Origin of the sequence: Massilia endophytica (genome assembly GCF_021165955.1) — a bacterium.
Taxonomy (GTDB): domain Bacteria; phylum Pseudomonadota; class Gammaproteobacteria; order Burkholderiales; family Burkholderiaceae_D; genus Rugamonas; species Rugamonas endophytica.
This window is the reverse complement of sequence record NZ_CP088952.1, coordinates 2,440,897-2,466,637: the sequence shown is the minus strand read 5'-3', so window position 1 is coordinate 2,466,637 and position 25,741 is coordinate 2,440,897. Positions and strand designations below refer to the sequence as shown.

24 protein-coding genes and 1 tRNA gene are annotated in these 25,741 nt (G+C 63.6%); 17 read left to right on the top strand and 8 right to left on the bottom strand.

The genetic code is table 11. The features are described 5' to 3' along the window. The first annotated feature begins 2 nt into the window (after positions 1 to 2). The 7 genes from LSQ66_RS10985 to LSQ66_RS10955 are packed head-to-tail and all read left to right on the top strand — an operon-like array spanning position 3 to position 6,581. Positions 3 to 383 (top strand): FliM/FliN family flagellar motor switch protein, encoded by a 381-nt coding sequence (locus LSQ66_RS10985; RefSeq protein WP_231769814.1) that lies wholly within the window; start codon positions 3 to 5, stop codon positions 381 to 383. Further along, positions 380 to 1,159, top strand: a complete 780-nt coding sequence (gene fliP / locus LSQ66_RS10980) for a flagellar type III secretion system pore protein FliP (protein ID WP_407659608.1) — start codon at positions 380 to 382, stop codon at positions 1,157 to 1,159. Before LSQ66_RS10985 ends, fliP begins: the two co-directional genes overlap by 4 nt. A gap of 1 nt (position 1,160) precedes the next feature. Beyond that, a complete protein-coding gene (gene fliQ, locus LSQ66_RS10975; protein WP_231769813.1) occupies positions 1,161 to 1,433 on the top strand; it encodes a flagellar biosynthesis protein FliQ in 273 nt (90 codons plus the stop codon). A gap of 9 nt (positions 1,434 to 1,442) precedes the next feature. Beyond that, a complete protein-coding gene (locus LSQ66_RS10970) occupies positions 1,443 to 2,228 on the top strand; it encodes a flagellar biosynthetic protein FliR (RefSeq protein WP_231769812.1) in 786 nt (261 codons plus the stop codon). Further along, positions 2,221 to 3,360, top strand: coding sequence for an EscU/YscU/HrcU family type III secretion system export apparatus switch protein (locus tag LSQ66_RS10965; protein WP_231769811.1), 1,140 nt, complete (start codon positions 2,221 to 2,223; stop codon positions 3,358 to 3,360). Before LSQ66_RS10970 ends, LSQ66_RS10965 begins: the two co-directional genes overlap by 8 nt. Continuing rightward, on the top strand, positions 3,357 to 5,447 hold the full coding sequence (locus LSQ66_RS10960; RefSeq protein WP_231769810.1) for a flagellar biosynthesis protein FlhA: 2,091 nt from the start codon (positions 3,357 to 3,359) through the stop codon (positions 5,445 to 5,447). The genes LSQ66_RS10965 and LSQ66_RS10960 overlap by 4 nt, the downstream gene beginning before the upstream one ends. Positions 5,448 to 5,456: 9 nt before the next feature. Continuing rightward, the gene (locus LSQ66_RS10955; RefSeq protein ID WP_231769809.1) at positions 5,457 to 6,581 is read left to right on the top strand and encodes a threonine aldolase family protein; all 1,125 of its coding nucleotides are present in this window, start codon (positions 5,457 to 5,459) and stop codon (positions 6,579 to 6,581) included. Here the strand turns inward: LSQ66_RS10955 and LSQ66_RS10950 are convergent. From LSQ66_RS10950 to LSQ66_RS10940, 3 genes are all read right to left on the bottom strand, one after another. Continuing rightward, positions 6,578 to 7,546 carry a flagellar hook-length control protein FliK gene (locus LSQ66_RS10950; RefSeq protein WP_231769808.1) on the bottom strand — a complete coding sequence of 323 codons (969 nt, stop codon included), beginning with the start codon at positions 7,544 to 7,546 and terminating at the stop codon, positions 6,578 to 6,580. The two genes, LSQ66_RS10955 and LSQ66_RS10950, sit on opposite strands and share 4 nt — an antisense overlap. A gap of 98 nt (positions 7,547 to 7,644) precedes the next feature. Further along, entirely contained in the window at positions 7,645 to 8,508 is an 864-nt protein-coding gene (locus tag LSQ66_RS10945; protein ID WP_231769807.1) for a flagellin N-terminal helical domain-containing protein, read from the bottom strand. A 169-nt stretch (positions 8,509 to 8,677) separates the two neighbouring features. Further along, a complete protein-coding gene (locus tag LSQ66_RS10940) occupies positions 8,678 to 10,306 on the bottom strand; it encodes an electron transfer flavoprotein-ubiquinone oxidoreductase (protein WP_407659638.1) in 1,629 nt (542 codons plus the stop codon). A gap of 196 nt (positions 10,307 to 10,502) precedes the next feature. Here LSQ66_RS10940 and LSQ66_RS10935 point away from each other — a divergent pair, with 196 nt between their 5' ends. After that, positions 10,503 to 11,279, top strand: a complete 777-nt coding sequence (locus tag LSQ66_RS10935) for an SDR family oxidoreductase (RefSeq protein ID WP_231769805.1) — start codon at positions 10,503 to 10,505, stop codon at positions 11,277 to 11,279. A gap of 2 nt (positions 11,280 to 11,281) precedes the next feature. Here LSQ66_RS10935 and LSQ66_RS10930 read toward each other — a convergent pair whose 3' ends face one another. Further along, the gene (locus LSQ66_RS10930) at positions 11,282 to 11,851 is read right to left on the bottom strand and encodes a PAS and helix-turn-helix domain-containing protein (protein WP_231769804.1); all 570 of its coding nucleotides are present in this window, start codon (positions 11,849 to 11,851) and stop codon (positions 11,282 to 11,284) included. Between the two features lie 118 nt (positions 11,852 to 11,969). On the opposite strand from LSQ66_RS10930, the gene LSQ66_RS10925 reads away from it, so the two are divergent. From LSQ66_RS10925 to LSQ66_RS10915, 3 genes are all read left to right on the top strand, one after another. Further along, a complete protein-coding gene (locus tag LSQ66_RS10925) occupies positions 11,970 to 12,668 on the top strand; it encodes a CoA transferase subunit A (protein ID WP_231769803.1) in 699 nt (232 codons plus the stop codon). A 10-nt stretch (positions 12,669 to 12,678) separates the two neighbouring features. Then, entirely contained in the window at positions 12,679 to 13,329 is a 651-nt protein-coding gene (locus tag LSQ66_RS10920) for a 3-oxoacid CoA-transferase subunit B (RefSeq protein ID WP_231769802.1), read from the top strand. Positions 13,330 to 13,407: 78 nt separating this feature from the next. Further along, a protein-coding gene (locus tag LSQ66_RS10915) for an IS3 family transposase (RefSeq protein ID WP_231769394.1) occupies positions 13,408 to 14,768 on the top strand; the annotation gives its coding sequence in 2 pieces (ribosomal slippage) (positions 13,408 to 13,887 and positions 13,890 to 14,768; 1,359 coding nt in all). A 62-nt stretch (positions 14,769 to 14,830) separates the two neighbouring features. Here the strand turns inward: LSQ66_RS10915 and LSQ66_RS10910 are convergent. Together LSQ66_RS10910 and LSQ66_RS10905 are read right to left on the bottom strand one after the other, a co-directional pair. Beyond that, positions 14,831 to 16,150: a dicarboxylate/amino acid:cation symporter gene (locus LSQ66_RS10910; protein ID WP_231769801.1), complete on the bottom strand. Its 1,320-nt coding sequence runs from the start codon at positions 16,148 to 16,150 to the stop codon at positions 14,831 to 14,833. A 124-nt stretch (positions 16,151 to 16,274) separates the two neighbouring features. Next, the gene (locus LSQ66_RS10905) at positions 16,275 to 17,069 is read right to left on the bottom strand and encodes a 3-hydroxybutyrate dehydrogenase (protein WP_231769800.1); all 795 of its coding nucleotides are present in this window, start codon (positions 17,067 to 17,069) and stop codon (positions 16,275 to 16,277) included. Between the two features lie 96 nt (positions 17,070 to 17,165). Here LSQ66_RS10905 and LSQ66_RS10900 point away from each other — a divergent pair, with 96 nt between their 5' ends. The 3 genes from LSQ66_RS10900 to LSQ66_RS10890 all read left to right on the top strand — a co-directional run bounded on the left by LSQ66_RS10900 (position 17,166) and on the right by LSQ66_RS10890 (position 20,744). Next, entirely contained in the window at positions 17,166 to 18,044 is an 879-nt protein-coding gene (locus tag LSQ66_RS10900; protein WP_231769799.1) for an alpha/beta fold hydrolase, read from the top strand. A gap of 15 nt (positions 18,045 to 18,059) precedes the next feature. Then, entirely contained in the window at positions 18,060 to 18,410 is a 351-nt protein-coding gene (locus tag LSQ66_RS10895) for a RidA family protein (protein WP_231769798.1), read from the top strand. Between the two features lie 87 nt (positions 18,411 to 18,497). Continuing rightward, positions 18,498 to 20,744, top strand: coding sequence for a RelA/SpoT family protein (locus LSQ66_RS10890; protein WP_231769797.1), 2,247 nt, complete (start codon positions 18,498 to 18,500; stop codon positions 20,742 to 20,744). On the opposite strand, the gene LSQ66_RS10885 is transcribed toward LSQ66_RS10890, so the two are convergent. After that, the gene (locus tag LSQ66_RS10885; RefSeq protein WP_231769796.1) at positions 20,741 to 21,661 is read right to left on the bottom strand and encodes a cation diffusion facilitator family transporter; all 921 of its coding nucleotides are present in this window, start codon (positions 21,659 to 21,661) and stop codon (positions 20,741 to 20,743) included. The genes LSQ66_RS10890 and LSQ66_RS10885 overlap by 4 nt on opposite strands. A gap of 90 nt (positions 21,662 to 21,751) precedes the next feature. Here LSQ66_RS10885 and LSQ66_RS10880 point away from each other — a divergent pair. The 3 genes from LSQ66_RS10880 to infC all read left to right on the top strand — a co-directional run bounded on the left by LSQ66_RS10880 (position 21,752) and on the right by infC (position 24,485). Further along, positions 21,752 to 21,828: transfer RNA gene (locus LSQ66_RS10880), tRNA-Val, on the top strand. A gap of 180 nt (positions 21,829 to 22,008) precedes the next feature. After that, a complete protein-coding gene (gene thrS, locus LSQ66_RS10875) occupies positions 22,009 to 23,916 on the top strand; it encodes a threonine--tRNA ligase (protein WP_231770092.1) in 1,908 nt (635 codons plus the stop codon). Between the two features lie 47 nt (positions 23,917 to 23,963). Continuing rightward, the gene (gene infC / locus LSQ66_RS10870; protein WP_269449178.1) at positions 23,964 to 24,485 is read left to right on the top strand and encodes a translation initiation factor IF-3; all 522 of its coding nucleotides are present in this window, start codon (positions 23,964 to 23,966) and stop codon (positions 24,483 to 24,485) included. 63 nt (positions 24,486 to 24,548) lie between these two features. Here the strand turns inward: infC and LSQ66_RS10865 are convergent, their stop codons facing one another. Then, positions 24,549 to 25,724: a hypothetical protein gene (locus LSQ66_RS10865; RefSeq protein ID WP_231769794.1), complete on the bottom strand. Its 1,176-nt coding sequence runs from the start codon at positions 25,722 to 25,724 to the stop codon at positions 24,549 to 24,551. Positions 25,725 to 25,741: the final 17 nt, after the last annotated feature.

Here is a 25,741-nt window from a genome sequence, read left to right as displayed (position 1 = left end):
CAATGATGAACGTAAATGCCAACGGCAACAGCGACGGCCTGATGGACGACGACATGTCCGAAGAGATGCTGATCGATCCCGTCACCGACGACCTGGGCGACATGGCCATGCCGCGCGCCCCGCGCCGCGACCTGCCGCAGATGATGCGCAAGATCCCCGTTCAGCTGACCCTGGAAGTGGGCTCGGCCCGCGTGTCGCTGCAGGAGCTTATGTCCATCGGCCCGGACAGCGTGGTGGAGCTGGACACCCTGGCCGGCGAGCCCCTGGTCATCAAGGTCAACGGCACGGCCATCGGCCGCGCCGAAGTGGTGGTGGCGGGCGAGAACTACGGATTGAAGGTGATTGACCTGGACGGGCTCAATCTCGACATGATGGCGCCATGAAGTTTGGAAGGTTGATGCCGTTCGGCCGCCTCGGCAGGCCGGCCGGCATGCTGGCGGCGGCGCTCCTGCTGCCGCTGCTGTTGGCCTGCCTCCCCGCGCAGGCCCAGGATCTGCTGGCCAATGTCGTGCCCGGCGCGCGCACCGAGCTCTCGGTGAAGATGCAGATCCTCGTCATCATGACCCTGCTGGGCCTCCTGCCCATCCTGGTCATGATGATGACGAGCTTTACCCGCTTCGTCATCGTGCTCTCCCTGCTGCGCCAGGCCCTGGGCCTGCAGCAGGGCCTGCCCAACCGCATCATCACGGGCGTGGCCCTCATCCTGACCCTGCTGGTGATGAAGCCGATCGGCGACCAGGTCTGGCGCGAAGCCTTCCTGCCCTACGACCAGGACAAGATCGGCCTGAACGAAGCCCTGAAGATCGCCGAGCAGCCGATCTCGCGCTTCATGCTGGCCCAGACCAGCAAGGCCTCGCTGAAGCAGATCGCCCACCTGGCGGGCGAGGACAACGTGGCCACGCCGGCGCAGCACGGCTTCGCCGTCAAGCTGGCCGCCTTCGTGCTGTCGGAACTGAAGACGGCCTTCCAGATCGGCTGCATGCTCTTCATTCCCTTCCTCATCATCGACCTCGTGGTGTCCTCGGTGCTGATGGCCATGGGCATGATGATGCTCTCGCCGCTGGTGATCTCGCTGCCCTTCAAGCTGCTGCTCTTCGTGCTGGTGGACGGCTGGACCTTAACCGTGAACACGCTCGTCACGAGCATACAGGCCTACTGAGATGCTGACGCCCGAAATCGCCGTCGACCTCGTGATCGAGGCCCTGCACATCGTCATGATCCTCGTGATGGTGCTGGTGGTGCCGGGCCTGGTGGCCGGCCTGCTGGTGGCCCTGATCCAGGCCGCCACCCAGATCAACGAGCAGACCCTGAGCTTCCTGCCGCGCCTGCTCGTCACCCTGCTGGCCATTATCCTCACGGGGCAGTGGATGGCGGGCTACCTGATGGACTACTGCGTTTCCATATTCAACCGCGCCGCCACCCTGGTCGGCTAGCCGTCCCGCATGGAACCGGTTCTGTACAACCTGCTGCCGCTGCTGAACGCCCTGTGGTGGCCCTTCGTGCGCATCATGGCCATGCTCTCGGCCGCGCCCGTGCTGGGCGAGGCCATGGTGCCGGTGACCGTGCGCATCCTCGTGTCCCTGGTGCTGGCCATCATCATGCTGCCCATCACGGGCAAGGAGCAGGTGGTCATCGATCCGTTCTCCCTGCAGGCCGCCGTGGCCACGGCGGAGCAGGCCATCATCGGCTTCGTGATCGGCCTGGCCTTCCACTTCACCATGTCTGTGATCGGCGTGCTGGGCTACCTGGTGTCGAGCCAGGTGGGCTTCTCGCTGGCGGTGATGAACGACCCCCTGAACGGCACCTCCTCGGACGTGGTCTCGGCCCTGCTGACCATGCTCACGATTATCATCTTCTTCGCCGTCGACGCCCACATCGTGCTGAGCGGCGTGATCGGCGAGAGCTTCCGCGCCTGGCCCCTGGGGGGCGGCTACCGGCCCATCCTGCTGCAGACGGTGGCCTGGAACGTGGCCTGGGTCTTCTCGGCCGCCATGCTGCTGGCCATTCCCATCGTCTTTTCCACGGTCGTGGTGCAGCTGGGCTTCGGCTTCCTCAACCGCGTGGCGCCCACGCTGAACCTGTTCTCGCTGGGCTTTTCCGTGATCACCATCTTCGGCCTGCTCATGCTGGGGCAGGTGGTGCGCTTCATTCCCGAACACTATGTGCGGATGTCCGGCCGGGTGCTGGAAATGATCCGCCAGCAGATGCAGGCGGCAGGCCATGGCTGATACCGGGACCGGCGACAAAACAGAAAAGGCCTCACAGCAGAAGCTGAGGAAGTCGCGCCAGGAAGGGCAGGTGGTGCGCTCGCGCGACCTGGCCACGGCCATCGGCATCCTGGTCAGCCTGAAGCTCTTCGTCTGGCTGCTGCCGGACTACCTGCAGGAGTTCCGCACCCTGTTCCAGCAGACCTTCCTGCCCCTGCACAGCGAGGGCGCCATCGACAACGCCATGACCATGGTGCTGGGCGGGGCCATGGTGCTGCTGCTGAAGATGCTGGTGCCGCTCTTCGTGGTGCCCCTCTTTGTCGTGCTGGGCGCCCTGGTGCCGGGCGGCTGGGTGGTCAGCACCAAGCACTGGGAGCCCAAGTTCGAGCGCCTGAGCCCGGCCACCAACCTGGGCCGCCTCTTCAGCGGCAAGCACGCCTGGGAGCTGGGCCTGTCCATCGGCAAGGCGGGCGTGCTGGCCTGGGTGCTGGTGCATGTGGCGCGCGGCACCATCAACGACTACACCCGCCTGCAGTCCCTGCCGCTGAACGAGGCCATGCTGATCGGCTCGAACCTGATGCTGGACGGGCTCATGGCCCTGATCTCCGTCTTCATCCTCTTCGCCATCGTGGACGTGCCGGCCCAGGCCTTCTTCTTCGCCCGCCAGCAGCGCATGAGCAAACAGGAGCTGAAGGAGGAACACAAGAGCAGCGAAGGCCGGCCCGAGGTGCGCCAGCGCATCCGCCAGCTGCAGCGCGCCCTGGCCCAGCGCAGCGCGCGCAAGACGGTGCCGGGCGCGGACGTGGTGGTGGTCAACCCCGAACACTATGCGGTGGCCCTCAAGTACGACGAGAAACGTGCCGAAGCTCCCTACGTGGTGGCCAAGGGCGTGGACGAGATGGCGCTCTACATCCGCCAGATCGCCGCCGAGCATGGAATAGACGTTTGTCCTTTGCCGCCCCTGGCGCGGGCCATTTACAATACGAGCCAGGTCAACCAGCAGATTCCGGTGCAGCTGTACCAGGCCGTGTCGCAGGTGCTGCACTATGTGCTGCAATTGAAAGCTTTCCGGGCAGGCAGGCGCCAGGCGCTGCCCCCGTTCCCGGACCAGGTAGTGGTTCCAACATCGATGAGTGAGGCTTCGACGTCATGAATTTCTTCAACCGGCTGATCGCGGAAATGCGCCGCCACAAGTTCGCCACCCCGGCCTTCGTGGTGGCGATCCTGGCGATGATCATCCTGCCGCTGCCGCCGATGCTGCTGGACGTGCTGTTCACGTTCAATATCGTGCTGTCCCTGATCGTGATCCTGGTGAGCGTGAGCGCCAAGCGCCCGCTCGACTTCTCGGTCTTCCCCACGGTGATCCTGGCCACGACGCTGGCCAGGCTGACCCTGAACGTGGCCTCCACCCGCGTGGTGCTGCTGAACGGCCATAACGGCACCCATGCCGCGGGCTCCGTGATCGAGGCCTTCGGCAACGTCGTCATCGGCGGCAATTTCGTGGTGGGCATGGTGGTCTTCGTGATCCTCATGATCATCAACTTCGCCGTGGTGACCAAGGGCGCGGAGCGTATTTCCGAAGTGTCGGCGCGCTTCACCCTGGACGCCTTGCCCGGCAAGCAGATGGCGATCGACGCCGACCTGAATGCCGGCCTCATCAACCAGGAAAAGGCCCAGCTGCGCCGCCGCGAAGTGGCCACGGAAGCGGACTTCTACGGCGCCATGGACGGCGCCTCCAAGTTCGTGCGCGGCGATGCCATCGCCTCCATCCTGATCCTGATCATCAACCTGGTGGGCGGCGTGGCCATCGGCTCGCTGATGCACGGCCTGTCCTTCGGCGACGCCTTCCGCACCTATGCGCTGCTGACCATCGGCGACGGCCTGGTGGCCCAGATCCCGGCGCTGCTGCTCTCGGCCGCCGCCGCCATCATCGTCACCCGCGTCAGCGATTCGGGCGACTTCGAACAGCAGGTGGGCAGCCAGCTGCTGGCCTCCCCGAATGTGCTGTTCAGCGCCGCGGCCGTGATGGTCATCCTCGGCCTGGTGCCTGGCATGCCCTGGCAGGTCTTCCTGATCTTCGGCGGCGTGATCGCCTTCGTCGGCTGGCGCATGCAGCAGCGCGTGGCCAAGGTGCCGGACAATGCCAACCTGGCCGCCATCGAGGCCGCGCTCAGCGAGCAGAAGACGCCCGAACTGGAATGGCAGAACCTGCCCGCCGTGCAGCCCATGCAGGTGCTGCTGGGCTACAAGCTGGTGGGCATGATCGACAAGGCGCATGGCGAGCTGCTCACCAAGCGCATCCGCGGCGTGCGCCAGAGCCTGTCCGAATCCATGGGCATCGTGCTGCCGCCCATCGGCGTGCGCGACGACCTGGGCCTCAAACCCACCCAGTATTCCGTGGTGCTGAGCGGCGCCGTGGTGGCCCAGGCCGAGGTCTTCGCCGACCGCCTGATGGCCATCGCCTCCGGCAATACCTACGGCCAGATCGACGGCATTCCCGGCATCGAACCGGCCTACGGCATGCCCGTGACCTGGATCCAGCCGTCCGACAAGGCGCAGGCCCTGGGCCTGGGCTACCAGGTGGTGGAGGCGCCCAGCGCCATCGCCACCCACGTGTCGAAGCTGATCCGCGAATACCTGCCGGAGCTGTTCCGCCATGAAGACGTGTCGGCCATCATCGAGCGCCTGACGGCGCTCTCGCCCAAGCTGGGCGGGGCCCTGGACAAGGCGCTCACGCATACCCAGCTGCTGCGCGTGTTCCGCGCGCTGCTGGCCGAGAACGTGTCGCTCAAGGACATCGTGCCCATCGCGACCACCCTGCTGGACAGCTCGGAAACCACCAAGGACCCCATTCTGCTGGCGGCCGAAGTGCGCTGCGCCCTGCGGCGCCAGATCGTGTCCAGCCTGTTCGGCCAGAAGAACGAGATGCTGGCCTTTAACCTGGGCGGCGAACTGGAAAACATGCTGCTCGGTTCCCTGAACCAGGCGCGCCAGAGCGGCAAGGTGGTGCTGGACAACTACCCCATCGATCCGCACCTGCTGTCCCAGCTGCAGGTGAACATGCCTGTGGCGCGCGAACAGATGAAGCAGCAGGCCACGCCGCCGCTGCTGCTGGTGCTGCCGCAGATCCGGCCGCTGCTGGCGCGCTATGCGCGCCTGTTCGCGCCGGGCCTGCATGTGCTGTCGTATAACGAGGTGCCGGAAAACCGCGAAGTGAGCATCATCGGCACCGTCGGCTAAGGAGGCCGCATGACGCTGAACCGCCGCCAGTTTCTCGGATCTTCCTTGCCGCTGCTGGCGCTCGGCGCCCAGTCTTCCGCGCAGCCGGCCCCGGAAGGGCAGCTCGTGCTGCTCGGCGGCGATTCCCTGCCGCGCAGCCCGGCCGACTACGCGGCCCGCCTGCAGGAGCTCCTGCAGGGGCGCGCCAAGGTCACGGACAGCTACCTCGCCGGCGGCGCCGTGGCGGAGCTGGAGGCGAAGTTCTCGGCCCTGCTGGGCAAGGAGGACACGGTCTTCATGCCCACCGGGACCCTGGCCAACCACATCGCCCTGCGCCTGCTGTGCGGCGAAGCGCGGCATGCGCTGGTGCAGCAGGAAAGCCATGTCTACCGCGACGAATCGAACGCCGTCACCACCCTGAGCGGGATCAATCTCGTGCCCCTGGCGCCCGGCCGGGCGGCGCCCAGCCTTGCCGAAGTGGCGGAAGCCATCGAGCGCGCCGAAGTGGGGCCGTATCCGCTCAAGGTAGGCGCCATCTCCCTCGAAAGCCCGGTGCGCCGGGCCCAGGGCGCCACCTTGCCGCCCGCCCTGGTAGGCGAGATCGCCCAGCTGGCGCGCAGCAAGCGCATTCCCCTGCACCTGGACGGCGCCAGGCTGCTGCTCATGTCCGGCATGGACGGCTTCCGTGTGAAGTCCTACTGCGAACCGTTCGACACGGTCTACGTCTCGCTCTACAAATACCTGGGCGCGCCCTTCGGCGGGGTGCTGTCGGGTTCGAAGGCGCTGATGGCGAAGGCGCGCGAGCTGCGCCACCTCTTTGGCGGCGCCCTCTACAACGGCTGGGAAGCGGCGCTGCCCGCGCTGGCCGCCCTGGACGGCGCCGAACAGCGCTTCGCCGCCGTGCGCGCGGCGGGCGAACGCCTGCTGGCGGCCCTGGAAGCCACGCCCGGCTACAAGGTGCGGCGCATCCCCCACGGCAGCAATATCGCCGTGCTGGAGATGGCGCCGGAGCGGGCGGCTGGGCTGGAGGAGCGGCTGGCGCAGGCGCAGCTGCGCATCCGCCCGGTGCGCAACAATCAGGTCGAGCTGTATTTCAATGAAACGCTGCTGCGGCGCGATCCCGCCGCCATTGCAGCCGTCTTCCGCGGCGTTTAGGCCCGCTCGCCGTCGGCGGGCTCGAAGAAGAGTTCGTCCGGCGGCAGGGGCTGGGACAGCAGCACCGCCGTCTCCGCCATGGCCTTGAACAGGGAAGGGGAGAGCAGGTTCACCTGGTGGCGCGTGGGCTCCATGTCGGTGACGGGCGAGAGTTCGCGCATCAGGCGCGCGCGCACTATCTGGATGCCGCAGCGGGCTGCCAGGGAAGCGATCTTCGGCAGCATGGTGCGCATGTGCTGCATGGCCGCCTGCTGGGCCGCGCCCACTTCCAGGGTCACGCCGTTGGCGCCCGGCTCCATCTGGATCACGATCTTGCCGAAGTCCGGCAGGTTCAGTTCCAGGCGCAGGGCAATGCGCGGGCGGCGGCGCTGCTGGGGCGGACCGTCCTGCTGGCCCGGGTCGCGCGCCACCACGCGCAGCACCAGTTTTTCGGCGCCCCAGGCATAGACGGCAAAGCGCCAGGCTTCCATCTCCTGCACCAGCTGCGGGGCCGCACGGCTCTCGCGCTTGACGGCGTGGATGGGATCGGCCAGGAAGAGGCTGCCCGGCACGTGGCGGCCGCTGGCCTGGCGCTGCAGGGCGGCGCGCTGCTCGCTGTAAGTGCGCACCATGACCATCCAGGATGCGGCCATGATGGAGGTGTCGGGCGGATGCCAGACCAGCTGGCGCGACAGGAAGAGCTGGTTGGAGGCCATGGCGGCGGGCGGCTCTTCGCCCGCCAGCATGCGCGCGGCCAGGCCGGCAGCGGCCGCGGTGGCCGCCTGCCGGCCCGAGGCCAGGCCTTCCGCCGCGTCCAGGAGGGCGCCCACCGCGGCGGGCAGCCCGGACTGCAGGGCAAAATCGGGGGTGTCGTCGTGCGGCTGGGCGACGGGCGGAATAGGCTGCGCCTGGCCCGGCTGTTCGCGGGCCACGCGCTCCGGAATCGTCAGGGCCGAATTTAACGGCGTTACACGGTCTATTGCCATATAGCCACTTTTTCAGGGCAACATACGAAAAAAGCCAACCGGGCGTCCGGTTGGCTCTTGGTCCCGCCAGGCGCCAGGCGCCCGGCGATAGTCTGCTATTACTGCAGCAGGGACAGAACCAGCGAGGACTGGCTGTTCGACTGCTTCAGCATGGCGGTGCCAGCTTGCAGCAGCATCTGGTTCGAGGTCATCGCAGCGGATTCCGAAGCGAAGTCAACGTCCATGATACGGCCGGTTGCGTTCTTGGTGTTGGTCGAGATGTTGGCCAGGTTGGTGTTCACGTGGTCCAGACGGTTAGCAGCTGCACCCAGTGCGGAACGCACGGTGGAGATGGCGTCGATGGCGTCGTTGATGGTTACCAGCTTGCCGTTGGCGCCGGTCTGGGAGGCGATTTCGGTCGCGCCCACGGTCAGGGTGCCGGCGTAGTTGGCGCCCAGAGCGATCAGGGCGGTGTCAGCGGCGGTCATCTGGGTGCTCAGGTCCACGTCCATTTTTTCCGTATCGGAAGCGCCGATCTGGAAGGTCATGGAGGAAGCCACGGTACCGCCGGTCAGCAGTTTCTGGCCGCCGAAGGTGGTGTTGTTCATCACGTTGTACAGTTCCAGGGACAGGGCGTCGTACTCGGACTGCAGTGCGGTACGGTCGTCGTCGGTGGAGGACACGTCGGCGGACTGGGTGGCCAGGTCTTTCATGCGGACCAGCATGTTGTTGATCTCGTCGAAGGAACCTTCAGCGGTCTGCAGCAGGGAGATCGAGTTCTGGGTGTTGCGCATTGCGGTGTTCATGCCGCTGGTTTGCGCTTTCAGACGGGTTGCGATCTGCAGGCCTGCAGCGTCGTCCATCGCGGAGTTGATGCGATAGCCGGTCGACAGACGGGTCATCGAGGTCGACAGGGACTGTTGGGTACGGGAGATCGCGTTTTGTGCGGACAGTGCCGCTGCGTTGGTGTGAAGGCTCAGCATGAGTAACTCCTGTTGGGGTGGGTTTCAATTCCAGAGCAGCAGTCGCTCTGCGCTCTCAGAAGTACAAGACGACCGTTTAAGACCCGGCATTAAATTCCATGTGGAAATTTTCAAAAATTTTTTTATACGATGAAAAAAACGCAAGCCCGGAGGCCTGCGTTCTTGTCATTTACATATTGGGGTAGTTCGGGCCGCCGCCGCCTTCCGGCGTCACCCAGACGATATTCTGGGTCGGGTCCTTGATATCGCAGGTCTTGCAGTGCACGCAGTTCTGGGCATTGATCTGCAGGCGCTCCAGGCCTTCGTCGCTGCGCACGAACTCGTAGACCCCGGCCGGGCAGTAGCGCTGCTCGGGCCCCGCGTATTTTGCCAGATTGACATCAACGGGAATGGCCGCGTTTTTCAGGGTCAGGTGGATGGGCTGGTCCTCGGCGTGGTTCGTGTTGGAAATGAAGACCGAGGACAGCTTGTCGAAGGTGAGCTTGCCGTCCGGCTTCGGATAGGCGATGGGCCGGTAATTGGCTGCCGGCTTCAGGCATTCGTGGTCGGCATGGCTGTGGTGCAGGGTCCAGGGCGCCTTGCCGCGCAGCGCGAACTGGTCGATCCAGGTCATGACGGAGCCGAAATACAGGCCCTTGTTCAGGTACTGCTTCACATTGCGCGCCACGTGCAGCTCCTCGTGCAGCCAGGACTGCTCGAAGGCGGCCGGGTAGGCGGCCAGCTCGTCGTGCTGGCGGCCTTCGCCCAGGGCGGTGAACAGGGCCTCGGCGGCCAGCATGCCCGATTTGATGGCGGCGTGGCTGCCCTTGATGCGGCTCATGTTCAGGAAACCGGCGTCGCAGCCGATCAGGGCGCCGCCCGGGAAGACCAGCTTGGGCAGGGACTGCAGGCCGCCCGCCGTGATGGCGCGCGCGCCATAGGAAATGCGCTTGCCGCCCTCGAAGAAGCCACGGATGGCCGGGTGGGTCTTGTAGCGCTGGAACTCCTCATAGGGGGAGAGGTAGGGATTCTCGTAATTGAGGCCGACAACGTAACCCACCGCCACCTGGTTGTTCTCCAGGTGGTACAGGAAGGAGCCGCCGTAGGTCTGCGTGTCGAGCGGCCATCCCGTGGTGTGGATCACGAGGCCGGGCTGGTGCTTGGCCGGGTCGATCTCCCACAGCTCCTTGATGCCGATGCCGTAGGCCTGCGGGTCCTTGCCTTTGTTGAGCTCGTACTTGGCCATGAGCTGCTTGCCCAGGTGGCCGCGCGAACCTTCGGCGAAAAGAGTGTACTTGCCGTGCAGCTCCATGCCCAGCTGGAAGTCCGGACCGGCTTCGCCGTCGCGCTTGACGCCCATATTGCCGGTGGCCACGCCCTTGACCGAGCCGTCCTCGTTGTACAGGATCTCGGCGGCGGGGAAGCCGGGGAAGATCTCCACGCCCAGGGCCTCGGCCTGCTGGCCCAGCCAGCGCACCACATTGCCCAGGGAGATCACGTAGTTGCCGTGGTTCTCGAAGCATTTCGGCAGCAGGAAGTTCGGGGTCTTGATGGCCTTGGTCTCGGTCAGGAAGAGCACCCGGTCCTCGGTGACGGGAGTGTTGAGCGGGGCGCCCAGCTCCTTCCAGTTCGGGATCAGTTCGGTCAGGGCGCGCGGGTCCATCACGGCGCCGGACAGGATGTGGGCGCCCAGTTCGCCGCCTTTTTCCAGCACCACCACCGAAACGTCCTGGCCCTTCTCCTGGGCCAGCTGCTTGATCCGGATCGCGGCGGAGAGGCCCGCGGGGCCGCCGCCAACGATCACCACGTCGTACTCCATCGCTTCGCGCGGGCCGTACTGCTCAACGAGATTTGTCATAGGTCTTTGTTATAGGAATAATGAAAACGCAATAATTAGCACGAGTGTGCTTCTTTTTTCGCGGGAACGCAATGTCGGCGTCATTGTATTAGATGTTCCCATCTAATACTGGCGTTTTATGTAATGATGTCATTGCAGATCACAGAGGAGGAAAGCCGTGGGCATTGAAGTGAATTTCGAAGGCAAGATTGCGCTGATCACCGGGGCCTCGAGCGGGCTGGGGGCGCGCTTTGCCAAAGTGCTGGCGGGCGCGGGCGCGCAGGTGGTGCTGGCCTCGCGCCGCACGGAGCGGCTGAAGGAGCTGCGGGCCGAGATCGAAGCGGAGGGCGGGGCGGCGCACGTGGTGGCGCTGGACGTGACGGACTACGCCAGCATCAAGTCGGCGATTGCCCACGCCGAGACGGAAGCGGGGCCGATCGACATCCTGGTCAACAATTCCGGCGTCTCCACCACGCAGCGCCTGGTGGACGTGACGCCGGAAGACTACAACTTCATCATGGACACCAACCTGCGCGGCGCCTTCTTCGTGGCGCAGGAAGCGGCCAAGCGCATGATTGCGCGGGCCAAGGGCGACCCCAAGAAGCAGCACCGCATCATCAATATCGCCTCGGTGGCGGGACTGCGGGTCCTGCCGCAGATCGGCGTCTACTGCATGAGCAAGGCGGGCGTGATCCAGATGACGAAGGCCATGGCGGTCGAATGGGGTAAATACAACATCAACACCAACGCCATCTGTCCCGGCTACATCTCGACGGAAATCAATGAAGACTACTTCGCCAGCGAGCAGGGCAAGCGCCTGATCGAAATGCTCCCCCGCAAGCGCCCCGGCAAACCGGAAGATCTCGACGGGCTATTGCTGTTGCTGGCCGGCGACGAAGCCCACTTCATCAACGGGGCCATCATCTCCGCCGACGACGGCATGACCGCGCAATAGGCTCAGCTGCCGGCCTGGGTGACGCCCATCAGTTTGTGGACCAGCTCGGATGAGGTGGCGGCGCCGAATTTGCGCATGAGCTTGGCGCGGTGCATTTCCACCGTGCGCGGGCTGAGGTCCGTTTCACGCGCGATCAGCTTGCTGGTCTTGCCTTCGACGAGGAAGGCGGCGATCTCGCGCTCGCGCGGGGTGAGTTCGGCCGAAACGGGCCGCTTCTCGCTCACGTCCTCGAAGGTCCACACGCCGGCGCCCAGGGGCTGCTGCGGGTCCAGGGCGCGGCCCGTGACGTGGCACCAGAACAGCTCGCCGTTCGCGCGCCGCATGATGCGCTCGTCCGAGTAGCGCCCCTTGGCGTTCATGATGGGAATGATGCGGTGGCCCGTGCGCAGGAATTCGTCCACCGTGGGGTAGAGCACCTGGAAGGATTGTCCGTCCAGCTCGCCGTGCCCGTAGCCGAACATCGAGGTGAGCGCATCGTTCGAGGACTGGATGATGCGGTTGAGCGAGATGCACATGCCTACCGGCGCAAACTTGAAGATGGTCTCGTAGTCGATCTCGTAAGGCGCGTTCATCAGGTTCCGTTCAGGTTTGCGGTAGTTCTACGGTATTGTGCTTTTGACTCGCGTATTCTATTCTGAGTCGCGATCTGCTAGACAGAGCAAGCTTATCAAAAAAATAGAGGGGGCACCCATGAATAAGATCTACCCCGATGCCAAGGCCGCACTGGCGGGCATCATTGAGGACGGACAGACCATCGCCGTTGGCGGTTTCGGCCTGTGCGGCATTCCCGAAGCCCTGATCGCCGCACTGCGCGACACGGGCGCCAAAGGCCTGACGGCCATCTCCAACAACGCGGGCGTGGACGGCTTCGGCCTCGGCCAGCTGCTGGAAACGCGCCAGATCAAGAAGATGATCTCGTCCTACGTGGGCGAGAACAAGGAATTCGCCCGCCAGTTCCTGGCCGGTGAGCTGGAGCTGGAGTTCACGCCCCAGGGAACGCTGGCCGAGAAGCTGCGCGCCGGCGGCGCGGGCATCCCGGCCTTCTTCACCAAGACCGGCGTGGGCACCATCGTCGCAGAGGGCAAGGAAGTGCGCGAGTTCGATGGCGAGATGTATGTGATGGAGCGTTCGCTCGTCGCCGACGTTTCCCTGGTCAAGGCCTGGAAGGCCGACAAGGCGGGCAACCTGGTATTCCGCAAGACGGCCCGCAACTTCAATCCGAACGTGGCGACCGCGGGCAAGATCTGCGTGGCCGAAGTGGAGCAGATCGTGGAAGTGGGCGAGATCGATCCGGATGCAGTGCACCTGCCCGGCATCTTCGTGCACCGCCTGGTGCTGAACGCCACCCCGGAAAAACGCATCGAACAGCGCACCGTGCGTGCGGGCTGAGGAGACAGACATGGCTTGGACTCGTGATGAAATGGCCGCGCGCGCGGCAAAAGAGCTGCAGGACGGCTTCTATGTGAACCTGGGCATCGGCCTGCCGACCCTGGTGGCCAACTATGTGCCCTCCAATATCGAAGTGTTCCTGCAGTCCGAAAACGGCCTGCTGGGCATCGGCCCCTTCCCGACGGACGCGGAAGTGGACGCTGACCTGATCAACGCGGGCAAGCAGACCGTGACGGCGCTGCCCGGCGCGGCCTACTTCAGCTCCGCCGATTCCTTCGGTATGATCCGCGGCGGCAAAATCAACCTGGCCATCCTGGGCGCGATGCAGGTGTCCGAAAAGGGCGACCTGGCGAACTGGATGATCCCAGGGAAAATGGTCAAGGGCATGGGCGGCGCCATGGACCTGGTGGCGGGCGTGAAGAAGGTCGTGGTGCTGATGGAGCACGTGGCCACCGCCAAGGACGGCAGCACCTCGCACAAGCTGCTGAAGAAATGCGACCTGCCGCTGACCGGCGTGGGCGTGGTGGACCTGGTCATCACCGACCTCGGTGTGATGGAAGTGACGGACAAGGGCATGAAAGTGACCGAGCTGGCGCCTGGCGTGACGAAGGAGCAGATCGCGGCGGCATCGGGCGTGGAGCTCGACCTGTCGGCAGTCTGAAGAGGTTCGCCCATAAAAAACGGCACGCCGCGGTGAACTGAACCCCAAGAGTTGGACACCAACTTTTGGGGTTTTTTCATGACGAAGTACGATGAGAAGTTCAAGCTAGCGGTAGTTCAGCAGTACCTGCGCGGCGGGGCCGGTTACAGGACGATCGCGCAAGAGCATAGGGTCGCATATGGGATGGTGCGACGCTGGGTGGAGTCGTTCCGGGCCCATGGTGTCGGAGGACTCAAGAAGAAGTTCAGCCACTACAGTGCCGAGTTCAAGCTCTCAGTCTTGCGGCACATGTGGGAAAATGAACTTTCATACGGTCAGACGGCCGCTCAGTTCAATATCCGCAATCCTGGCATTCTGGCTGCTTGGGGGCGTAGTTACGAAAATGGCGGGCTGGATGCCCTGCAGCCCGGCCAACGAGGAAAACCGAGCAAGATGGCAACCGCAACGGAAAAAACAGAAGATTCCCCCAACGATGACACGCGCACCCGCGAGGAGCTGCTGGCGGAGGTAAACCATCTCCGCATGGAGGTGGCATATCTAAAAAAGTTGCGAGCCTTGGTTCAAGCACAGCAGAAGGCGACTCCCGCCAAAAAGCGCAAGTAGTGCAGGAACTAAGGCAGCAGTATCCAATTGCCGGATTGTTGAAGCTGGCAAAGCTGCCGCGCAGCACCTTCTACTACCAGCAGAAAGTGCTTCAAGGCGGCGACAAGCACGCGCAGGTTAAAGAGCAGATCAAGACGATATTTAATCGTCACCAGGGACGTTATGGCTATCGCCGCGTCACTGCCGCGGTGCGTCAGCTGGGTCTGCTGGTCAACCATAAAAAAGTACAGCGCTTGATGGGAACGCTGGGACTGAAATCGCTGGTTCGACCCAAGAAATACCGATCATTCAGGGGCGAGGTGGGGCGTGCTGCATCGAACGAGCTGAACCGCCAGTTCCAGGCCGATGCCGCCAACCAGAAGTGGGTTACCGATGTGACCGAGTTCAATGTGGCCGGCAGGAAGCTGTATCTTTCGCTTGTGCTCGATCTCTACAACGGCGAAATCGTCGCCTTCGAAACCGCCGAGCGTCCCAAGTTCGAATTGGTCAGCTCAATGCTGAAGCAGGCACTGGCGAAACTCGGCCCCAACGACAAACCGATGCTTCATTCCGACCAGGGGTGGCAATATCGTATGCCCGCCTACCAGCGTCAGCTCCACCAACGCGAGCTGGTGCAAAGCATGTCGCGGAAGGGAAACTGCCTCGATAACGCGGCGATGGAGAGCTTTTTCGCGGTGTTGAAGACCGAGTTCTTCTACCTCAATAAGTTCAACAGCGTCGAGGAACTCAGGGCTGGGCTGAAGCGCTACATCCATTACTACAACCATGACCGCATCAAGCTCAAACTAAAAGGGCTGAGCCCGGTACAATTCCGGACTCAGCCCTTGGCTGCCTAACTAAACTGTCCAACTCTTTGGGGTCAGTTCACCGCGGCGTGCCGTTTTTGTTTGCGCCTTCCTCAGGCGCGCAGTGCGGCCACCTTCGGCGCTTCCGGCGCCACCACGGCCACGGGAACTTCGGTCGAACCGGGGTTTGCCAGTTCGCGCGTCAGCTTGTCGTGATTCAGTTCGCCTTCCCACTTCGACACCACAATGGCGGCCACGCCATTGCCGATGAAATTCGTCAGCGCGCGGCATTCGCTCATGAAGCGGTCGATGCCCAGGATAAGCGCCATGCCCGCCACCGGAATGGTCGGCACCACGGCCAGCGTCGCGGCCAGGGTGATGAAGCCCGCGCCGGTAATGCCCGATGCGCCTTTGGAGGTCAGCATCGCCACGCCCAGGATGGTGAGTTCCTGCGCCAGCGTCAGGTCGGTGTTGGTGGCCTGCGCCACGAAGAGGGCGGCCATCGTCATGTAGATGTTGGTGCCATCCAGGTTGAAGGAGTAGCCGGTGGGGACCACCAGGCCCACCACGGATTTCGAGTTGCCCAGCTTTTCCAGCTTGCGCATCAGCGAGGGCAGGGCGCTTTCGGAGGAGCTGGTGCCCAGCACGATCAGCAGTTCTTCCTTGATATAGAGGATGAAGCGGCCGATGGAGAAGCCCGTCGCCTTGGCGATGGCGCCCAGCACGATGAAGACGAAGAGGAAGCAGGTGAGGTAGAAGGAGCCCATCAGCTTGGCCAGCGGCAGCAGGGAATCGATGCCGTATTTGCCGATGGTGAAGGCCATGGCGCCGAAAGCGCCGATGGGGGCGGCCTTCATCACGATATTGACCACGCCGAAGATGGCCTGGGCCGCGTCGTCGATCAGCTGCGTGATGCCTTTGCCGCGTTCACCCAGCAGCGACAGGGCAAAGCCGAACAGCACGGAGATCAGCAGCACCTGCAGGATGTCACCCTTGGCGAAGGCATCGACCACCGTGTTCGGGATGATGTTCATCACGAAGTCCGTGGTGGACTGGTGCTTGGCCTTCTCCGTGTACTGGGCGATCGCCTTCGTGTCCAGCGTGGCGGGATCGGCATTGAAGCCTGCGCCGGGCTGGATGATATTGGCCACGAAGAGGCCGATCACGAGCGCGAAGGTGGACACCACCTCGAAATAGAGCAGGGCCTTGCCGCCCACGCGGCCGATCTTCTTCACGTCCTGCATGCCGGCGATGCCGGAGACCACGGTGCAGAAGATGACCGGCGCGATGATCATCTTGATCAGTTTGATGAAGCCGTCGCCCAGGGGCTTCATGGCCACGGCGTCGGAAGGCAGGTAGATGCCGAGCAGGATGCCGGCTGCAATCGCAAACAGCACCTGCACGTACAGGATCTTGTAGAAGGGTTTTTTCATGATGTGGTCTCCACGTTCGATGGCCGCATCATGAAGGGCGATAGCAGTTATCGCCATTGTGAATATCCGCATTGTGGTTAACCGCATTGCGGCTAACCACTAGGCAGTACTACTTAGGGGCCTCTTACTGGGCCACCCAGCCGCCGTCCACGTTCCAGGCCACGCCGCGCACCTGCTTGGCCGCGTCGCTGCACAGGAAGACGGCCAGGCCGCCCAGTTCCTCTGGCGTGACGAAGTCACCGGAAGGCTGCTTGTCCGCCAGCAGGGCGTGCTTGGCCTGCTCGTTGGTGAGGCCGTCCTTCTCTGCGCGCGCATCCACCTGCTTCTGCACCAGCGGCGTGAGCACGAAGCCGGGGCAGATGGCGTTCACGGTGACGCCCGTGGTGGCCGTTTCCAGCGCCGACACCTTGGTCAGGCCCACGATGCCGTGCTTGGCCGCGACGTAGGCCGACTTGCCCGCCGAGCCCACCAGGCCGTGGGCGGAAGCGATGTTGATGATGCGGCCCCAGTTCTTCTTCTTCATGCCCGGCAGCGCAAGGCGCGTGGTGTGGAAGGCGGAGGTGAGGTTGATGGCGATGATCGCGTCCCACTTCTCGACCGGGAACTCGTCCACATTGGCCACGTGCTGGATGCCCGCGTTGTTGATCAGGACATCGGTGCCGCCGAACTTCTCGTCGATGAACTTCATCATCGCCTCGATCTCGGCGGGCTTGCTCATGTCCGCGTTATGGTAGGCGGTCTGGATGCCGAACTCCTTCGCCACATCGGCCTGCAGCTGCTCGATCTCCTTTGCATCGCCGAAGCCGTTGAACACGATATTGGCGCCTTCGGCGGCCAGGCAGCGGGCGATGCCCAGGCCGATGCCGGATGTGGAACCGGTCACCAGCGCAGTCTTGCCGCGTAAGTTAGTACTCGTCATCTCATCCTCTGTAATGAAAAAATAAGCTTGTTAGGATTTTAAATCCAACGCACGTTAAAATGTAGCGCAAAAACCCAGAGGGCAGAGGAACTTGCGATGGTCGAAGCGAAAATAAAATCCGTTCAGTGCCTGTCGATGGCGGGGCTGCACCGCATGGTGTACAAGGAATGGGGCGAGCCGGACAATCCGGACGTGCTGGTATGCGTGCACGGCGTCACCCGCGTGTCGGACGATTTCGACAATCTCGCCCGCGCCCTGTGCAAGGACTTCCGCGTGATCTGTCCCGATGTGGTGGGGCGCGGCCGCTCCGGCAAGCTGCGCAACCCGGACCTCTACCGCATTCCCCAGTACGTGGCCGACATGGTCACCCTGCTGGCGCGCGTGCTGGCGGACGAAAAGCAGACGGTGAGCTGGTTCGGCACCTCGATGGGGGGCTTGATCGGCATGGGCCTCGCATCCCTGCCCGAAACCCCGGTGAAGAAGCTGGTGCTGAACGATATCGGCCCCGTGCTCGATGGCGTCGCGCTGCGCCGCATTGGCGACTACATCGGCCAGGAACTGCGCTTCCCGAGTTTCGAAGCAGGCCTGCAATGGGTGCGCGAAGTGTCGCGTCCCTTCGGCCTGCACAGCGACGAAGAATGGCATAAACTGGCGAGCGACGTGCTGCGCCAGGATACGGACGGGCAATGGGTACGCCATTACGACATGGGACTGGCCCAACCCTTCCGCAGCATCACGCCGGAATCGGCGCAGGCCGACCAGGCGATGCTGTGGGCAGCATACGACGCGATACGCTGCCCGACGCTGCTCGTGCGCGGCGCCCAATCCGACCTGCTTTCCCACGACACCGCGCTGGCCATGACGCAGCGCGGGCCCAAGGCAAGGCTGGTCGAGATTTCGGATGTGGGCCATGCCCCGACCTTCATGCACGAAGACCAGATCGCCATTGCGCGCGATTTTTTACTGAACACTTAAAGAACTGAGAAGAATATGGAAATCAAACGACTCCACGTCGGCAAGCGCCTCTCCGAAGTGGCGATCCACAATGGCACGGTCTACCTGGCCGGGCAGATCGCCGAGAACACGGCGGGCGGCATCCAGGAGCAGACCCGCGAGGTGCTGGGCCACGTCGACCGCCTGCTGGCCGAAGCGGGCAGCGACAAGACTTGCATCCTCTCCACGCAGATCTACATTTCGGACATGGCCAATTTCAGCGGCATGAATGAAGTATGGGACGCCTGGGTCGCCAACGGCCATACCCCGCCGCGCGCGACGGTGGAAGCCAAGCTCGCCAACCCCGCCTGCCTGGTCGAAATCGTCGTCGCCGCCGCCCAGCGCTAACGACGAGCCCGTGTCCACACCGTGGGGTCAGACCCCAAGGTGTGGACACGGGCTGAGCAGTAACTGAAGAGTTTTAGAGGTTTTCGTATGGTTTCAATTGCGGCACTCAACAGCGCTACGTCGGAGCAGCTGGTGCAAGGTCTTTCTTCCGACGAGTGCCTGCGCATGCAGGCGGCGCTCGACGCGGCGCATGAGGCCTACAGCGGCAAGACCGCGTCCAGCGGCCAGCCCGCCTTCGAATTCGCCGTCGGCGTGGCCAGCACGCTCGCCTACCTGCGCACGGACGTGGAAACCCGCATCGCGGGCCTGATGTTCGAACTGACCGTGCTGGAACCGGCCCAGGCGCCCTTTATCGAGCAGCGCTTCGGCAAGGAGGTGGACGATCTCGTTGGCGGCGTGCGCCAGCTGATCCGCCTGCGCGAGCTGACCCAGGCTTCCGCCGCCAAGGACGCCCGCGGCAAGAACGCCGCCCAGCAAGCCGTCGCCCAGATGGAAACCCTGCGCAAGATGCTGCTGGCCATGGCGTCGGACATGCGCGTGGTTCTGGTGCGCCTCGCCTCCTGCGTCACCACCTTGCGCTATTTCGCGGACATCAAGCTTTTCAACGAGATGACCCGCGCCTACGGCCGCGAAACGCTGGACCTGTACGCGCCGCTCGCCAACCGCCTGGGTATCTGGCAGATCAAGTGGGAGCTGGAGGATCTGTCCTTCCGCTTCATCGAGCCGGAAAACTACAAGCGCATCGCCAAGATGCTGGAAGAGAAGCGCATGATGCGCGAGAGCTTCGTCACCTCGTCCATCGAGCGCCTGCAGCGCGAGCTGTCGGCCGCGGGCATCACGGCCGAAGTGTTCGGGCGGCCCAAGCATATCTACAGCATCTGGAACAAGATGAAGGGCAAGGAGCTGGACTTCTCCGAGCTGTACGACGTGCGCGCCTTCCGCGTGATCGTGAAGGATGTGAAGACCTGCTACACCGTGCTGGGCGTTGTGCACAACATCTGGACGCCCATCCCGAAGGAATTCGACGACTATATCTCGCGCCCGAAACCGAACGGCTACCAGTCCCTGCACACCGTGGTGACGGCGGACGACGGCCGTCCCCTCGAAGTGCAGATCCGCACCCAGGAGATGCACAACTTCGCCGAATACGGCGTGGCGGCGCACTGGCGCTACAAGGAGGAGGGTGGTTCGAACTTCCAGGGCCAGAAGTACGACGAGAAGATCGCCTGGCTGCGCCAGCTGCTGGCCTGGAAGACCGACGTGGCCGATGCCGTGGTGGGCCAGGAGGAGATCCAGCGCGAGTGGGTGGAGAAGCTCAAGTCCGCCTCGCTGGACGACCGCATCTTCGTGCTCACGCCTCAGGCGCGCGTGCTGGAGCTGCCGGTGGGCGCCACGCCCATCGACTTCGCCTACCACCTGCACAGCGACGTGGGCCACCGCTGCCGCGGCGCGAAGGTGGACGGCGTGATGGTGCCGCTGAACACGCCGCTGCGCAGCGGCCAGACCTGCGAGATCATCACCGCCAAAGGCGCGCCCGGAACGGCGGGCCCTTCGCGCGACTGGCTGAGCCCCGAGTACACGGTGAGCAGTCGCACGCGCGCCAAGGTGCGCGCATGGTTCCATGCCATCGACGTGCAGGAAACGCTGGCGCATGGCCGCTCGCTGGTGGAGAAGTCGCTCCAGCGCGAAGGCAAGACGGCCGTGAACCTGGAATCGCTGGCGCAGAAGCTGGGCTTCTCCAAGGTGGACGATCTTTTCCTCGCCGTGGGCAAGGACGAATTCAGCCTGCGCCACGTGGAGCAGGCGCTGCACGACCCCGTGGAATCGGCGGAGCCGCAGGATGCGGTGGTGCTCAACAAGAGCCGTGCGTCCAGCACGGAGCAGGGCGCCAAGTCGGGCGTGCTGGTGGTGGGCACGGACGGCCTGATGACGCAGCTGGCCAAGTGCTGCAAGCCCGCGCCCCCGGACCCCATCGTGGGCTTCGTCACGCGCGGCAAGGGCGTGTCGATTCACCGCCTGAGCTGCAAGAACTTCGCCGAGATGCGGGCGAAGGCGCCGGAGCGCGTCATCGTCACCGAATGGGGCAATACGCGCACGGACACCGTCTTCCCGGTCGATATGTTCGTGCTGGCGGGCGACCGCCAGGGCCTGCTGCGCGATATCTCGGAGGTCTTCTCGCGCGAGAAGATCAATGTGATCGGCGTGAACACCCAGAGCTCGAAAGGGCAGGCGCGCATGACCTTCACGGCGGAGATAGGCTCCACCAGCCAGCTGCAGAAGGCCTTGTCGGCGATTTCGGAAGTGAGCGGCGTTCTCGAAGCGCGCCGCGCTTAGTCGTGGGGCCGGCCCTGGCGGCCGGCCACTTCCGCCTGCAGCGTCACGTGGTCGATGCCATGCTTCGCCAGCAGCATGGCGCGGATGGCTTTCAGCGTCTTCGGCCAGGCCTGCAATTCCGGCACCTCCACATGGCCGATCAGCGCCGGTTCGCCCGGGGACATGTCCCACACGTGCAGGTCGTGCACGGACACCACGCCGTCCACCGCCTCCAGGTCGGCCCCCAGCTGCTCGTAATCGATATGCAGGGGCACGCCTTCCATCAGGTGATGTCCCGATTCGCGCAGGATGCCGATGGTGGACTTCAGTATCAGCAGCGACACCAGCACCGACAGCAGCGGGTCGATCTGCATCCAGCCCGTGTACCAGATCACCGCGCCCGCCACCAGCGCGGCGACGGAGCCCAGCATGTCGCCCAGCACGTGAATGAAGGCGGCGCGCGTATTCATGCTGTCGCGGTCCTTGGACAATACCCAGGCCACCAGCAGGTTCACCCCGAGGCCGATGGCCGCGACAATGAACACCGTCTCGCCCTGCACGGCCTGCGGCGCGGCGAAGCGGTGCGCGGCCTCGAACACGATCCAACCCACCACGAAGAGCATGGCCAGCCCGTTCACGAAAGCGGCCAGCGCTTCCGCGCGGCCGTAGCCGAAGGAATAGCGGGAGGAGGGCGGACGCTTGGCGATGAACTGCGCCAGGAGCGCCAGGCCGAGCGAGGCCGCGTCCGTGACCATATGGCCGGCGTCCGAGATCAGGGCCAGGGAATTGGAGAGGAAGCCCGCGAAAACCTCGACACCGGCAAAGCCCAGTGTCAGCCCCAGCGCCCAGGCCAGTATCCTGAGGGAGCGGTCGGCGCGGTAGTGTTTGTGCTTGGCGTCGCCCTTCAGGTGGGCGTGCAGGTGAGCCGCGTCGTTCATGCCTTCTAATATAGCATGCGGGGCAACAGGAGGTTTCCTATGAAAAAGCCCTTGTTTTTATTTTGGGGGCTCTCTATAATGCTGGCCATCGGGCGGTTAGTTCAGCTGGTTAGAATACTTGGTCGACATCCAAGGGGTCGCAGATTCGAATTCTGCACCGCCCACCAGAACACACAATGTAAGAGCGAGAAAGGCAATCCGGTTATGACACCGCGAACTACCAGCTTGGTTAGTGAGTGACGCTAGTCGATCGGCTTTCTTTTGCTTGTCAATTTTGAAGAAAAACGCGGCTAGTCCGCGTTTTTTTTCGTCCGCAGTATTCAGCAGCATCCCAATTGGAGATCATGATGGTTTCAGTCCGACTTCCCGATGGTTCCGTCCGTCAGTTCGACGCGCCCCTCACCGTGGCCCAGGTGGCGTCCAACATCAGCACCAGCCTCGGTAAAGCCGCCCTGGCCGGCAAGGTCGACGGCAAGGTGGTCGACACCTCCTACCTGATCGACAAGGATGTCGATCTGGCCATCGTCACCGACAAGGACCCGGAAGGCCTGGACGTGATCCGCCACTCCACCGCCCACCTGCTGGCCTACGCGGTGAAAGAGCTCTTCCCGGATGCGCAGGTCACCATCGGCCCCGTCATCGAGAACGGCTTCTACTACGACTTCTCCTACAAGCGCCCCTTCACCCCGGAAGACCTGCAGGCCATCGAGAAGAAGATGGCCGAACTGGCCAAGAAGGACGAGCCGGTCACGCGCAAGGTGCTGCCGCGCGACGAGGCCGTGGCCTATTTCAAGTCCATCGGCGAGAACTACAAGGCCGAGATCATCGCCTCCATTCCGGCGAACGAGGACGTGTCCCTGTACAGCGAAGGCAGCTTCACTGACCTGTGCCGCGGCCCGCACGTGCCGTCCACCGGCAAGCTCAAGGTCTTCAAGCTGATGAAGCTCGCGGGCGCCTACTGGCGCGGTGACTCCAAGAACGAGATGCTGCAGCGTGTCTACGGCACGGCCTGGGCCAGGAAGGAAGAGCAGGAGCAGTACCTGCACATGCTGGAGGAAGCGGAGAAGCGCGACCACCGCAAGCTGGGCAAGCAGCTGGACTTCTTCCACTTCCAGGACGAGGCGCCGGGCCTGGTGTTCTGGCATCCGAAGGGCTGGACCATCTGGCAGCAGGTGGAGCAGTATATGCGCAAGAAGTACCAGGACAACGGCTACCAGGAAGTGAAGGCGCCGCAGATCCTGGACGCGAGCCTGTGGGGCAAGACCGGCCACTGGGACAACTACCGCGAGAACATGTTCGTGACGGAGTCCGAGAACCGTTCCTACGCGCTCAAGCCCATGAACTGCCCGGGCCACGTGCAGATCTTCAACAGCGACCTGCGCTCCTACCGCGACCTGCCGCTGCGCTACGGCGAATTCGGCCAGTGCCACCGCAACGAGCCTTCGGGTGCGCTGCACGGCATCATGCGCGTGCGCGGCTTCACCCAGGACGACGGCCACATCTTCTGCACCCACGAGCAGATTGAGCCGGAAGTGGTGGCCTTCCACCAGCAGGCCATGGAAGTGTATGCCGACTTCGACTTCACCAACATCGAAGTCAAGCTGGCCCTGCGCCCGGACAACCGCATCGGTTCGGACGAGATCTGGAACGAGGCCGAAGAGGCCCTGCGCCACGGCCTGCGCGCCTGCGGCGTGACCTGGACCGAGCTGCCGGGCGAGGGCGCCTTCTACGGCCCGAAAATCGAGTACCACCTGAAGGATTCCCTGGGCCGTCCATGGCAGGTGGGCACCATGCAGGTGGACTTCTTCATGCCCGAGCGCCTGGGCGCCGAGTACGTGGACGTGGACAACACCCGCAAGACCCCCGTCATGCTGCACCGGGCCATCGTGGGCTCGCTGGAGCGCTTCATCGGCATCCTGATCGAGAACTATGCGGGCGCGCTGCCGATGTGGCTTGCTCCAGTGCAAGTCGCCATCCTGAACATCTCCGATGCCCAGGCCGACTACGTCAAAGGCCTGGAAGCGCAGCTGAAGAAGGCTGGCTTCCGCGTCACGGCTGATTTGCGCAACGAGAAGATAACGTATAAAATACGCGAACATTCCGTGCAAAAATTGCCATACATTCTAGTGGTTGGCGATAAGGAACGGGATGCCAACACCGTGGCCGTGCGTGCCCGGGGCAATGTCGATCTGGGCGTCATGTCGATCGAGGCCCTGGTGGAACGACTCCAGTCTGACGTCGCTTCCAAAGCCTGACGAACTCTGTCTTACCGGCCGCTCAATCATTTTTAAAGGAAACTGCAATAGCTACTGACAAGTCGCATCGCATCAATGGCGAAATCACGGCACCGGAAATGCGTTTATCCGGTGTAAACAATGAGCCGCTGGGCATCGTGAGCCTGGCCGAAGCCTTCCGCCTCGCGGAAGAGGCGAACGTTGACCTGGTGGAAATCGCGCCGACCGCGAATCCGCCGGTCTGCCGTCTGATGGACTACGGCAAGTTCAAGTATTCGGAACAGAAGAAGGCGCACGAAGCCAAATTGAAGCAGAAGGTGATTTCGGTCAAGGAAGTCAAATTCCGTCCGGGCACCGACGATGGCGACTACAACATCAAGCTGCGCAACCTCATCAAGTTCCTGGAAGACGGCGACAAGACCAAGATCACGCTGCGCTTCCGCGGCCGTGAAATGGCCCACCAGGACATCGGCATGCGCATGCTGGAGCGTCTGAAGGCCGACCTCGAGCCGCACGGCCAGGTCGAGCAGTTCCCGAAGATGGAAGGCCGCCAGATGATCATGGTGCTGGCGCCGAAGAAGAAAAAGTAAGCTTCGCCGCCGCACAAGAAAAAGCCAACCCGAGGGTTGGCTTTTTTATTGCCGTGGCCGCGATTACAGCGGCAGCGCCTTGATGATGCGCACCTGGCCGGCGCCCGCCACGCCCTGGCCGCTGTTCCAGAGCTGCTCGCCGTTGACCGGGCCCCAGGAAGTATCCACCCGGGAGGCGACGTCCACCACCCGCGTGTCCGCGAAGGCCCTGCCGTTGGTGGCTTCCACCAGGTGGTTGGGGGCGGCGGTCCCGTTCCAGATCTGCGTGTGGCTGCCCGGATAGCTCGCGCCGTTCATGCCGTCGCAGTTGAAGGCATAGGAGGTGGGCGTGGAACCCGTGCCCGGCTGCAGGCGGATCGAGGCTTCCTCCAGCGCGGCGCCGCCGGAGGGCACCAGCTGGATCTTCACGAACTGGTTCGAGGTGCGGATGCGGCCATAGTCATGCGCCTCGTTGCCGTCGCTGTACAGGTGGTCCTTGCAGATCTCGATGCCGAAATCGATGGGCTTGCCCGCCGGGCCGTTGATGGTGTCGATGCGGAACACGGCGCCCGCCTCGTTCACGCCCAGGATATCGCGCGGCACCAGGCCCGCCGGATCGAAAGGCTTCACATTGCCCATGTTGTGCAGCTTGCTCGAGCTGTACTCGTTCACGAAGTCGATGTCCGACATGTAGTGCTTGCGCGAGACATAGGTGTGGGCGCCGTGCGAAGGACCGCCGCGCTGGATCAGGGCCGAGTTGTAGATCTCGCCCTTCTTCGTCAGGTCGAAGTTCGGGTCGGTCTTGCTGCGGGTGGGGAAGCTGGCGCTGATGGCGGTGCCGAACACGAAGAGCCAGTCCTCGTAGTCGGCCTTGGCCACCAGGGCGCGCAGTTCGCCGAACAGGCCGCCCCATTTGGCCTTGTAGGCGTCGGGCACCAGGAAGTCGGCCGGTGCGCCGCGCTCCCAGCCGTTGATCAGGTCATGCAGATAGGCGCCGCCCGCGCCGCGGAACAGGAATTCGGGCGCCATGAAGACCTTCAGCGTGGTGGGATCGGGCACGATGCTGCGGCGCGCCTTGTCGATGGCGTCCGCCGTGAACTTGACGCGGGCTTCGATGTCGCAGCACTGGCCGTAGATGTCGAGGCGCTTGTCGCTCACTTTCGGGTTGTAGGCGCCGTCGTAGAAGGCTTTCGCCTTCGACTCGTTGGGGCCGGTATGGATTTCCCAGGAAATGAATTGCACTTTCGAGTAATTGCTCATGAGGTTTCTCCTTGTGG